Below are 11,980 nucleotides of genomic sequence, written 5' to 3'. Positions count from 1 at the left end.
TCACCGCAGGTGAGCGCCCCCTCCCCCGACCCCCCGCAGATTGGTCCTGGTGACGAACGTGTCCGGCAACGCCAGCTACGAGTACTCCCGCGCCGCCCTCCTGGCGGTCACCGAGGTGGAGGCCCCCGTCGAAGTCACCTCGCGGGACCTCGACGACCAGCTGGCGGAGGTGCTCACCCGCCTGCGCCTGCCCGGCTCCCTCCTGGAGCGGGTGGCCGGTGTGCGCAGCCGTCGGAACTGGGACGAGACCGAGGACTTCCAGGAGGCCGCCGCCCGCGCCGGCGTCGCGGCCCTGGAGCAGGCCGGCGTCCCCCGGGAGCGGGTGGGGCTGCTCGTGAACACCTCGGTCACCCGGGCCACGCTCGAGCCCTCCGTGGCCGTGCGGATCCACCACCTCATGGGGCTGCCGACCTCGGCGACCAACTTCGACATCACGAACGCGTGTCTCGGGTTCGTCAACGGCCTCATGCTCGCCTCCACCCTCGTGGACGCCGGCCAGATCGACTACGCGGTCGTGGTCGCCGCCGAGGACGCCTCGAAGGTGCAGGCCGCCACCGTGGCCAACCTGCACGCCGAGACCACGCACCGCGGCAACTTCATGGAGCAGTTCGCGTCCCTGACGCTGGGCTCCGGGGCCGCCGCCGCCGTCGTCGGCCGCATCGAGGACCACCCGGACGCCCATCGGATCGTCCGCGGGATCACCCGCGCCGGCACCGACCACCACGGCCTGTGCGTGGGCGACCACCACGGCATGTACACCGACTCCACCGCCCTGCTCAAGGACGGTCTCGAGCTCGTGATGGACGCGTGGCACGACGTCCCGGCGGAGTGGGCGTGGCCGGAGGCCGACCGGTTCATCACCCACCAGGTCTCGCAGATGCACACCGACGCGATCGCGGAGTCCGCCCACCTGGACCCGGCGCGCATCCCGACGACGTTCCCCACGCTGGGCAACGTCGGCCCGGCGTCGCTGCCCATCACCCTCGTGCGGGAGATGGACGCCCTGGAGGACGGGGACACGGTGGTCTGCCTGGGCGTGGGCTCGGGCCTGAACACCGCGATGCTCGAGATCGAATGGTGAACTGAAGGAGCCAGAGCCATGCCCCAGATCCCCGCCGCCCCCGCCGCCCTGCCGCCGGCCGACCGACTGCCCGGCTGGGACCCGGCGTGGTCCCGCCTCGTGGAGATCCGCTCCGCCGCGGACCCGGAGGGGACCGTGCGGACGCTGCACGTGGCGGACACCGGTCCCGTGCTCGCGGCGGCCGGGGCGGAGATCGTCGGCACGATCGTCGCGGTGCACGGCAATCCGACGTGGTCCTGGCTGTGGCGCTCCCTGCTCGCGGAGACCGTGCGCCGGGCACGCCGGGGCATGGCGGCGTGGCGCGTCGTGGCGCCGGACCAGCTGGACATGGGCTTCTCCGAGCGCCTCGCGCACGCGGGCTCGCCGTCCGCCGCGTCGATGGGCCGCGCGGGCGACACCTACCGCACGCTGGGCGGCCGCATCGCCGACCTGGACGCGCTGCTGACGGCCCTCGGGCTGCGCGACCTGGCGGCCACCGGCCACCCGCTGATCACGCTCGGCCACGACTGGGGCGGCGTCGTGTCCCTCGGCTGGGCGGCGCGTCATCCGGAGCTGGTGGCCGGCGTCGCGACCCTGAACACCGCGGTCCACCAGCCCGAGGGGGCGCCGATCCCCGCCCCGCTGCAGGCCGCCCTCGCCGGGCCCGTTCTGCCGGCCTCCACCGTCACCACGGACGCCTTCCTCTCCGTGACGACCTCCCTCGCCACCCCGGCCCTCGACCGCGAGACCCGAGCCGCCTACCACCTGCCCTACGACACGGCGGCCCGACGCGGCGGCGTCGGCGGCTTCGTCGCGGACATCCCGGCCGACCCCGGCCACGGCAGCCATCCCGAACTGCAGCGGGTGGGCGAGGACCTCGCCGCCCTGGGCCGCACCGATGTGCCCGCCCTGATCCTGTGGGGCGCCGACGACCCGGTCTTCCTGGACCGCTACCTCGACGACCTCCGCGACCGCCTGCCCCACGCGCGCGTGCACCGCTACGAGCAGGCGGGGCACCTGCTCGTGGACGACCGCGACATCACCGCGCCCCTGCTGCAGTGGGCCCAGCTGCTGCGCGGCGGCCAGCTCTCCGACCCCGCCTCGGGGCTGCCGGGCCCCGTCCCGCACGCCACCGCCGTCGCGGCCGCCGACCCGGGCCTGGAGGTGGACCTCGGGGAGGAGCCCGGAGCCCGCGAGCCCGGCGTGGTCCGGCTCTGGGACCACCTGCGCGACTGGGGTGCCCCCGGCTCGGACCACCGCGAGTACACCGCGCTGGTGGACATGGCCGGCGCCCAGGCCGGCCGCTCGCTCGTGGGAACCGCCCGCCGACCCGTGGCCGTCACCTGGGGCGAGCTGCAGGAGATGGTCTCCGCCATCGCCACCGGGCTGTGGGCCGCGGGCATGCGGCCGGGCGACCGGGTCGCCATGCTCGTGCCGCCGGGCCGCGACCTGTCGGCGGCCCTGTACGCCGTGCTGCGTGTGGGCGCCGTCGCCGTGGTGGCGGACCAGGGCCTCGGGGTCAAGGGCATGACCCGGGCGATGAAGTCGGCCCGCCCCCGGTGGATCATCGGCCGCACCCCCGGGTTGACGCTCGCCCGTGCCCAGTCGTGGCCGGGCACCCGGATCTCCGTGACCGAGCCGGGCGCCGCCCAGCGCCGCCTGCTCGACGTCTCCGACTCGCTCTACGCGATGGTGGACCGCCACCGCGACCCGGCCGCGGGCGACGCCGTCGACGAGTACGGCACCGTGCTGCCCGAGCCCGCCCTGGACGCGGACGCCGCGGTGCTGTTCACGTCCGGCTCCACGGGCCCGGCCAAGGGCGTCGTGTACACGCACGAGCGGCTGGGCCGCCTCGTGGCGCTGATCTCCCGCACCCTGGGCATCCGCCCGGGCGGGTCCCTGCTGGCCGGCTTCGCCCCGTTCGCGCTGCTCGGACCCGCCCTCGGCGCCGCGTCCGTCTCCCCGGACATGGATGTCACCCAGCCGGCCACCCTCACCGCGCAGAAGCTGGCCGACGCCGCGATCGCCGGGCAGTCGAGCGTGCTGTTCGCCTCCCCCGCCGCCCTGGCGAACGTGGTCGCGACCGCCGACGGGCTCGACGCGCCCCGGCGCGAGGCCCTCGACGCCGTGCGCCTCGTGCTCTCGGCCGGCGCCCCCGTGCACCCACAGCTGATGCGTCAGGTCTCGGACCTGATGCCGAACGCCCGGGTCCACACGCCGTGGGGCATGACCGAGGGGCTGCTGCTCACGGACATCGACGGCGACGAGGTGCAGCGCCTGCGCACCGCCGACGACGAGGGCGTCTGCGTGGGCTCCGCGCTGCCCACGGTGTCCCTGGCCATCGCGCCGCTGCTCGAGGACGGCAGCGCCGACGACGTCATCCTCGACCCCGCGCGGGGCCACGGCGTCCTCGGCGAGATCGTGGTCAGCGCCCCCCACCTGAAGGACCGCTACGACGCGCTCTGGCACACCGACCAGCAGAGCAAGCGCGACGGGCTGTGGCGGCGGGACGGCCGGGTGTGGCACCGCACCGCCGACGTCGGCCACTTCGACGCCGAGGGCCGCGTCTGGCTCGAGGGTCGGCTCCAGCACGTGATCACCACGCCCGAGGGCCCGATCGGCCCGGGCGGGCCCGAGAAGACCGTCGACGCCCTCGGGCCGGTGCGGCGCAGCGCCGTCGTCGGCGTCGGGCCCCGGGGCACGCAGGCCGTGGTCGTCGTCGTGGAGGCGGCCGTGCCGGCCACGCGCCCGGCGCGGCGCCCGGGTCACCACCGGGACGGCCGGCCCAAGCAGGGCCTCGCCCCGACCGCGCTGGCCTCCGCCGTGCGCGCGGCCCTCGAGCCGCTGCCGGTGGCCGCGGTGCTCGTGGCCGATGAGATCCCCACGGACATCCGGCACAACTCCAAGATCGACCGCGCCCGGGTGGCCGACTGGGCGGAGGCCGTGCTCGCCGGCGGGAAGGTGGGTGCGCTGTGAGCGGCTTCGGCTACGACGTCGACCTCGACGCCGCCGGGATGCCCGACCTCGTCGAGCGCCTCGCGTCGCGCCGCGTCCTGGTGACCGGCGCCTCGGGGCTGCTGGGTGCGGGCGTCGCCCGGGTGCTCGCCGATGCCGGCAACGACGTGACCACCCTGCAGCGGCGTCCGTCGGGCGTGCCCGGTGCGCGGGACGTGCGCGGGTCCGTGACCGACCCGGCCGCCGTCGAGGAGGCCCTGACCGGCGCGGACACCGTGGTGCACGTGGCCGCGAAGGTGTCCGTGTCCGGCCCCGAGCACGAGTACGAGGCCGTGAACGTGGAGGGCACGCGCATCCTGTTGCACGCCGCACAGCGCCACGGCGTGCGACGCTTCGTCCACGTCTCCTCCCCCTCCGTGGCGCACGCCGGCGACTCCATCGTCGGCGAGGGCGCCGGAGCCGCCAGCCCCGAGCACGCGCGCGGACCCTACGCGCGCACGAAGGCGGCCGGCGAGCGACTGGCCCTGGCCGCCGACCGCGACGACTTCCGCGTCCTGGTGCTGCGCCCCCACCTGATGTGGGGGCCCGGGGACCTGCAGCTCACCGACCGGATCGTGCAGCGCGCGCGGGCCGGGCGAATGCCCGTGCTCGGCACGGGCGCTCCCCTGGTCGACACGCTGTACACGGCCAACGCCGTCGAGGCCGTGGTGGCGGCTGTGTCCGCGGCCGACGTGCACCACGGCGAGGCCCTCGTGGTCACCAACGGCGAGCCGCGACCGGTCGGCGAGCTGATCCGCCAGATCGCGCTGGCGGGCGGCGCCGCGGAGCCCGAGCGCCGCGTCCCGGCGGGCCTGGCCCGGCGCGCCGGTGCCCTGATCGAGCGGGCGTGGGAGCGGGATCTGTTCGGGCTGCGGTCCCGGGGCGTGGGCTCCGACGACGGCGAGCCGCCGCTGACCGAGTTCCTCGCCGAGCAGCTCTCGACCGCCCACTGGTTCGACCAGCGTCGCACCCGTGAGGTCCTCTCGTGGACGCCGACCGTGAGCATCGACGAGGGCCTGCACCGCGTCGCGGCGTACTACCGCGACCGCTGACGCCCGCCGCGGCCGGAGCAGCCGCCCGCCCAGAGCTTTCGTTCGGGAAACGGCGCGGGTCACGCCGCTTTCGTTCGGGAAACGGCGGCGACTGCGCCGCCGACGCCTCGGTGCCCGCCGTTTCCCGAACGAAGACGCTCCTGGGGCCGCCGTTTCCCGAACGAAAGTGGCGGGTCAGGCGTCGATGCGCGCGCGGTCCAGCTCGTCGGCGTGGGAGACGATGAAGTCCTTGCGCGGGGCCACCGCGGAACCCATGAGCAGGTCGAAGACGCGCTCGGCGGCCTCCACCTCGGCGATGTTCACGCGGCGGAGCATGCGGTGGCGCGGGTCCATGGTGGTCTCGGCCAGCTGGTCCGCGTCCATCTCGCCCAGACCCTTGTAGCGCTGGATCGGCTCGCGATACGAGCGGCCCTCCCGCTCCAGGCGGGCGAGCGTCGCGTGCAGCTCCTGCTCGGAGTACGTGTAGATGACCTCGCGTTCCTTGACGCCCCGGGTCACCGCCTCGATCCGGTGCAGCGGCGGGACGGCCGCGTACACGCGCCCGGCCTCGACCATGGGCCGCATGTAGCGGAAGAAGAGCGTCAGCAGGAGGGTGCGGATGTGGGCACCGTCCACGTCCGCGTCCGTCATCAGCACGACCTTGCCGTAGCGGGCCGCATCCAGGTCGAAGCTGCGCCCCGCACCACCCCCGACGACCTGGATCAGCGCCGCGCACTCGGCATTGGCCAGGATGTCCGAGACGGAGGCCTTCTGCACGTTCAGGATCTTGCCCCGGATCGGCAGCAGGGCCTGGAAGTCGGAGGACCGGGCCAGCTTGGCGGTGCCGAGCGCCGAGTCGCCCTCGACGATGAACAGCTCGGAGGAGGCGACGTCGTTGCTGCGGCAGTCCGCCAGCTTGGCCGGCATCGTCGAGGTCTCCAGGGCGTTCTTGCGCCGCTGGTTCTCCTTGTGGGTGCGCGCGGAGATGCGCGACTTCATCTCGGCGACGACCTTCTCCAGCAGCGTGTGCACCTGCTGCTTCTGGGCGCGGGCCGTGGAGGTGAGGCGGGCGGTCAGCTGCTTCTCCACCACTTGGGAGACGATCCGCCGCACCGCGGAGGTGCCGAGGATCTCCTTGGTCTGCCCCTCGAACTGCGGCTCGGCGAGCCGCACCGTCAGGACGGCGGTCATGCCGGCCAGCACGTCGTCCTTCTCCACCTTGTCCGACCCGGCCTTGAGCCGGCGCGCGTTGGCCTCCACCTGGGCCCGGAACACCTTCAGCAGTGCCGCCTCGAACCCGGACTGATGGGTGCCGCCCTTGGGCGTGGCGATGATGTTCACGAAGGACCGGAACACGGTGTCGTAGCCGACGTCCCAGCGCAGGGCGACGTCCACCTCGCACGTGCGCTGTACATCCTGCATGGAGGTGCGCCCGTCCTCGCCGAGCACCGGGACCCGCTCCATGAAGGTGCCGGAGCCCTGGATCCGCCACACGTCCGTCACCGGGGTGGCGGGCGTGAGGTGCTCCACGAACTCGGAGATGCCGCCGTCGTACTGGAAGACCTCCTCGACCGGGCCGTCGGCGCCGGGCGTGCCGGGTCGGCGGCGCAGGTCCTTGACTGTGATCCGCAGGCCCGGGATCAGGTAGGCGGTCTGGCGCGCCCGCGCCTGGAGCTCCTCGGCGGAGAACGTCGCGTCCTTCACGAAGATCTGCTCGTCCGCCCAGTAGCGCACGCGCGTGCCGGTCTGCCCGCGCTTGGCCTTCCCGACGACGTCCAGCGGCGAGGCGTCCGTGGACGGCTCGAACGGGGCGTCTGGCGACGGGCGCGACCCGTCCTGGAAGCGGCCCGGCTCGCCGCGCCGGAACGACATCTGGTGGACCTTGCCGCCGCGCAGCACCTGCACGTCCAGGCGCGAGGACAGGGCATTGACCACCGACGCGCCCACGCCGTGCAGGCCACCCGAGGCGGCGTAGGAACCGCCGCCGAACTTGCCGCCGGCGTGGAGCTTGGTGAACACCACCTCGACACCGGACAGGCCGGTGCGCGGCTCCACGTCCACGGGGATGCCGCGCCCGTTGTCCTCGACCTCGACGGAGCCGTCCGGATGCAGGGTGATCTCGATCGACTGCCCGAAGCCGGCCAGAGCCTCGTCCACCGAGTTGTCGATGATCTCCCAGAGGCAGTGCATGAGGCCGCGGGAATCGGTGGAGCCGATGTACATGCCCGGCCGCTTGCGGACGGCCTCGAGCCCCTCCAGCACGGAGAGGTGGCGGGCGTTGTACTCGGTGTTCGCGGGCACGGGGCGGGCCTTTCGGTGGACGACGGCGGCCGGTCCAGCCTACTCCGCGGGCCGGACACGCCAGGGTTCGGGCCGGACGTCCCTGGGCAGCCCGGCCCGGCTGCTTGCGTACGCGGGTGGCGAAACGCGGGTGCGGGGCGGGCGCGCGGGGAAGTTCCCTGCCATCCTTGCTGTTCCATGGGACAAGAGGAGGACCGACCCGCCCCACCGGCGTCGTCGCCCTCCAGCCCCGAGAGACCCGAGGAGGACACCATGTCCATCACCGCCGTGGCCGAGCCGGCCGCCCTCACCCGTTCCGACCGCTGCGACCGCTGCGGCGCGCAGGCCTACGTCCGCGCCGTGCTGCACTCGGGCGGTGCCCTCCAGTTCTGCGCCCACCACGCCCGCGCCGTCGAGGACGCGCTGCGTCCCCAGGCCGCGCTGTGGCAGGACGAGACGGACCGCCTCACCGCCGGCGCCTGACGCGCCCGGCATGACGAAGGGCCGGACCCCCGCGGGGGTCCGGCCCTTCGTCATGCCGCTGCGACTCAGTCCAGGTAGTCCCGGAGCACCTGCGAGCGGGAGGGGTGACGCAGCTTGGACATGGTCTTCGACTCGATCTGGCGGATGCGCTCTCGTGTCACTCCGTAGACCTTGCCGATCTCGTCCAGCGTCTTGGGCTGGCCGTCGGTCAGGCCAAAGCGCATGGCGACGACACCGGCCTCGCGCTCGGAGAGCGTGTCCAGCACCGAGTGCAGCTGCTCCTGGAGCAGCGTGAAGGAGACGGCGTCCGCGGGCACGACGGCCTCGGAGTCCTCGATCAGGTCGCCGAACTCGGAGTCGCCGTCCTCGCCGAGCGGGGTGTGCAGGGAGATGGGCTCGCGGCCGTACTTCTGCACCTCGACGACCTTCTCCGGGGTCATGTCCAGCTCCTTGGCCAGCTCCTCCGGGGTGGGCTCGCGGCCGAGGTCCTGGAGCATCTGCCGCTGCACGCGGGCCAGCTTGTTGATGACCTCCACCATGTGCACCGGGATGCGGATGGTGCGGGCCTGGTCCGCCATGGCGCGGGTGATGGCCTGACGGATCCACCACGTGGCATACGTGGAGAACTTGAAGCCCTTGGTGTAGTCGAACTTCTCGACGGCGCGGATCAGGCCGAGGTTGCCCTCCTGGATGAGGTCCAGGAACAGCATGCCGCGACCGGTGTAGCGCTTGGCCAGGGAGACCACCAGACGCAGGTTGGCCTCGAGCAGGTGGTTCTTGGCCTTGCGCCCGTCCGCGATGATCAGCTGGATGTCCCGGCGCTCGCGGTAGTCGTCGGAGGCCTCGTGCTGCACGACGTGCTCGGCGTAGAGGCCGGCCTCGATGCGCATGGCCAGGTCCACCTCCTGCTCGGCGTTGAGCAGGGCGACCTTGCCGATCTGCTTCAGGTAGTCCTTCACCGGGTCCGCCGTGGCGCCCGCCACGACCACCTGCTGCACCGGGGCGTCGTCCTCGGAGTCGTCCATGACGAACGCGCCCTTGGACTGGGCCACCTTCTGGCCTGTGGCGGCCGTCGTGCCGGTCACGGCCTCCGCGTCCATCGCCGGACGCTCCGGAGCGTCCGAGCCGTCCGCGTCCTCATCATCAGAGTCTTCGGTGGCGGTCTCGTCCGCCACCACGTCCTCCTCGACGGCGTCCGCGGCCTCGGTGCGCTCGCGCGCCTGGACGAGCTCCTCGTCGTCCTCGGCCTGCTCGGCGGAGGCGGCGGACGCGGTGGCCTTCTTGCCCCCGGTCGTGGCGGTCTTCTTCGCGGCGGTGGTCTTGGCCGTGGCGGTGGTCTTGGCCGCGGTGGGCTTCCGGGTCGCCTTCTTCTTGGCCGTCGGCGTGGCAGCGGTCTTGGTCGCCGCCGACTTCGTCGCGGTCGTCCGCGTCGTGGCGCCCTTGGTCGTGGCGCTCTTCGTGGCTGCCGACTTCTTGGCTGCCGACTTCTTGGCTGCCGTGGAGCGGGTGCGCGTGGTCGTGGCCTCGGAGGCAGTGGTCTCCTTGCCGTCCTGCACACCGCTGGTCGTCGAAGTGGTCACTCGAGGCCTTTCCGTCTCGTCCGCGGCCACCCGCGGATCCTTGCAGTCCATAGACACGTGACCCTGTCAAGTCGCGGCCTCGGACGACCGACGTCGTCCGGGCCCGCCGACTGCAGGGTCCGTGAGTGCCAACGACGGCTGAGACCGATCTATTCCGCACCCGGGAAACGGGCTGCGGTCGGCCGTGCCGTCGTGAAGCCGCATCATTCTCTCATGGGCGGCCACCGTCGGGCCGCCACGCGGTGGCCGGGTCGGTCGCCCAGCCGGCGACGCACCCCGCGGCCACGATGCGTCGCAGGACGGAGACGAACGGGTCGCCGGGACTCAGCGCCGCCGCCGCGGTCAGGTGGGCGTCCGCGTCGGAGCCGTGGCCGCGGGCCCAGCCGACCCACCCGGCCAGCGCCAGGGCCTGCGCCGCCACAGCCGGCGTCGCGACGGGCACGAGCGCGCGCAGCCCCGCCCGCAGGGCGTCCAGCCGATCCCAGGCCGGCGCCCGGCCCGAGGCCGCGGTGAGGATCCGTTCCTCGTCCCCCGGATCCCCCGTGGCCGCGCCGGACGGCGCGGCGGCATGGAGCAGCAGGCCGTCGCGCCAGGCCGGACGCGTCAGCGGCGAGCCCAGCACGGCCGGTGCGGGCGCGCCGCGGTCACGAGCCGCGCCGGTCAGCACCGACTCCCACTGCGCCAGCCACGCGCGGCGTGCCGCGGGCGCGTCCTGCTCGGGAGGCCGCCACCGCGCGTCGTCGGCCCGGGCCGCCGCGGGACCGCGGCGCGGGACCGGGTCGGGCACTGCTGCACGGTCCCAGACCGAACCGCGGGTCATCAGGTGCAGGGACAGCGGCGCGGCTCGGGGGTCGAGCGGGCCCTCCTCGGCGACGCCGCTCCCCCACCAGGGGCGCGCCCGTCCCCGCGCGCACGTCCAGGCCGCGGTCAGGGGGCGACCCGCGGACGCCAGGGCGTCGTCGAGCGCCGCGGCCCAGCCGGGACGGGCGAGCGTGGCCCGGGCGCCGTCCGGCAGCGCGAGGCAGAGCGTCGCGTCCGCGGCTGCGTCCCGCCGGCACACCTCGGCCACGGCGCAGGCCCAGGCGCCGACGTCGACCTCCTCGGGAGGCAGGTCGACCCGCACCACGGCGCGCAGGCGCCCGTCGCGCAGGGTGAGGAGGACCAGGCTGCCCTCGGGCAACCGCCCGAGGGCGTGGCCGACGTAGGCGAGCAGGTCCTCCGGGCCGCGGGCCGGCAGGACGGGGACGTCGAGTGAGGTGGGGGCTTCCATGCCGCCACCCTGGCCGACCGGGCGCCCGCGGTGGGATCAGTCCCCGTCGCCGGTGGACGGACGGCCGGGTCCGTCCTCCTGTGCAGGAGCGGACCCGCCGCCGGCGTCCCGCGCGGCGAGGTACGCCTCGACGGCGGAGGCGAGTTCGTCGCCGTCGGGCAGGCCCTGCTCGGTCTCGAGCAACGACCGCTCCTGGTCCTCGGCGTTCTGGTCGTAGTTGCGCTCCAGGCCGGCGATCATCTGCTGGATCTCCCCGGACCCGGAGACCTGGCGCTCCAGCTCGGCCTCGATGTCCCGCGAGGCGTCTCGCAGGTCGTCCGAGGGCAGCATGAGCCCCATGGCGGCCCCCGCGTACTCGAGCGCGGCCACGGCCGCCTGGGGGAAGGACGCCTCGGCCACGTAGTGCGGCACATGGACGGTGTAGCCCGCCGTCGGCAGGTCCGCCTCCTCGGCGCGCAGCTCGAGCATCTGCAGCAGCCCCGCGACGATGTCCGCCTCCGGGCTCCAGGTGGACAGCCCCTCGACGGCGTCGGCGCGGGACCCGTGGGTCGTGACCCCGAGCCGCCGCGTGTGCGGCACGGGCAGCGGGGCCGCGTCGAGGAAGGTGAGCGAGTCCACCTCCCACTCCTGCGCGAGGCCGAGCACGGCCTCCGTCACCGCCTGCCACCGGAAGTCCGGCTCGGGGCCGGACAGCAGCAGGAAGGGGTGGCCGAGCAGGTCCTCGACCAGCTGCACCTCGAGCGCGGGCAGGCGCAGATCACGGTAGCGGTCCCGGTCGAACCGGAGCCGGGGACGCCGGGCGCGGTAGTCGAACATCGAGTCGACGTCGAAGGAGACGACGGTCCGATGGGTCAGGTGCTCGTGCAGCGCGGCCCGCACCTGCCGAGCGACCCGGCCCGCGTCCATGTGCCCGGTCAGGGCCACGAGCATGCCCAGGCCGGGGGGCACGGGCGCCCCCTCATGACGGGTGTACAGCGGCGCGGCGTCCTGCACGTCTCGTTCCCCTTCCGGTGGTCCGTCTGCGGGAGAGCCGTCCCCGCCGCCCGGATGGCGGCGGACGCGGATCCCTCCCTGTCCTCTGGCGTCAGTCAACCACGGCACGGCACCCTCCTATTCCGCGCCCGCGCGCCCTGGACGGGCGCGCGAGCCCTCTGGCTAGGTGTTGTGGGTCATGAGGTTCTTGGCACGAGGCCCGGGCTGAGATGAGACGAGCGGGCCCCGCCCGGCAGGATGGAAGTTCCTCAACAACCCCTCCGCTGGAAAGAGCCCGCTCATGACCCAC

At 74.1% G+C, this 11,980-nt stretch carries 8 protein-coding genes; 4 read left to right on the top strand and 4 right to left on the bottom strand.

Annotated elements, in window-relative coordinates; all coding sequences use genetic code 11:
* The first annotated feature begins 49 nt into the window (after nt 1-49).
* Genes MF605_RS10650 through MF605_RS10640 form a run of 3 tightly spaced genes read left to right on the top strand, consistent with a single transcriptional unit; the run spans nt 50 to nt 5,106 of the window.
* A complete protein-coding gene (locus tag MF605_RS10650; RefSeq protein ID WP_044659529.1) occupies nt 50-1,081 on the top strand; it encodes a 3-oxoacyl-ACP synthase III in 1,032 nt (343 codons plus the stop codon).
* A gap of 18 nt (nt 1,082-1,099) precedes the next feature.
* Nucleotides 1,100-4,036, top strand: coding sequence for an alpha/beta fold hydrolase (locus MF605_RS10645; protein ID WP_134417092.1), 2,937 nt, complete (start codon nt 1,100-1,102; stop codon nt 4,034-4,036).
* Nucleotides 4,033-5,106: an NAD-dependent epimerase/dehydratase family protein gene (locus MF605_RS10640; RefSeq protein WP_095694668.1), complete on the top strand. Its 1,074-nt coding sequence runs from the start codon at nt 4,033-4,035 to the stop codon at nt 5,104-5,106. The genes MF605_RS10645 and MF605_RS10640 overlap by 4 nt, the downstream gene beginning before the upstream one ends.
* A 174-nt stretch (nt 5,107-5,280) precedes the next feature.
* On the opposite strand, the gene MF605_RS10635 is transcribed toward MF605_RS10640, so the two are convergent.
* A complete protein-coding gene (locus tag MF605_RS10635) occupies nt 5,281-7,386 on the bottom strand; it encodes a DNA gyrase/topoisomerase IV subunit B (RefSeq protein ID WP_095694669.1) in 2,106 nt (701 codons plus the stop codon).
* A 252-nt stretch (nt 7,387-7,638) separates the two neighbouring features.
* Between MF605_RS10635 and MF605_RS10630 the strand changes: the two genes are divergently transcribed.
* Entirely contained in the window at nt 7,639-7,848 is a 210-nt protein-coding gene (locus MF605_RS10630) for a DUF7455 domain-containing protein (RefSeq protein ID WP_002858172.1), read from the top strand.
* A gap of 65 nt (nt 7,849-7,913) precedes the next feature.
* On the opposite strand, the gene MF605_RS10625 is transcribed toward MF605_RS10630, so the two are convergent.
* From MF605_RS10625 to MF605_RS10615, 3 genes are all read right to left on the bottom strand, one after another.
* On the bottom strand, nt 7,914-9,479 hold the full coding sequence (locus MF605_RS10625; RefSeq protein ID WP_205805457.1) for an RNA polymerase sigma factor: 1,566 nt from the start codon (nt 9,477-9,479) through the stop codon (nt 7,914-7,916).
* A gap of 160 nt (nt 9,480-9,639) precedes the next feature.
* On the bottom strand, nt 9,640-10,698 hold the full coding sequence (locus tag MF605_RS10620) for a DUF4192 family protein (protein WP_044659524.1): 1,059 nt from the start codon (nt 10,696-10,698) through the stop codon (nt 9,640-9,642).
* Between the two features lie 36 nt (nt 10,699-10,734).
* The gene (locus MF605_RS10615; RefSeq protein WP_044659523.1) at nt 10,735-11,691 is read right to left on the bottom strand and encodes a PAC2 family protein; all 957 of its coding nucleotides are present in this window, start codon (nt 11,689-11,691) and stop codon (nt 10,735-10,737) included.
* Nucleotides 11,692-11,980 lie beyond the last annotated feature (289 nt).

Origin of the sequence: Micrococcus luteus, assembly GCF_022664405.1 — a bacterium.
In the GTDB taxonomy this organism is placed as follows: Bacteria; Actinomycetota; Actinomycetes; order Actinomycetales; family Micrococcaceae; genus Micrococcus; species Micrococcus luteus.
The sequence above is the reverse complement of the archived record's forward strand: the minus strand, read 5'-3'. Positions and strand labels throughout refer to the sequence as shown.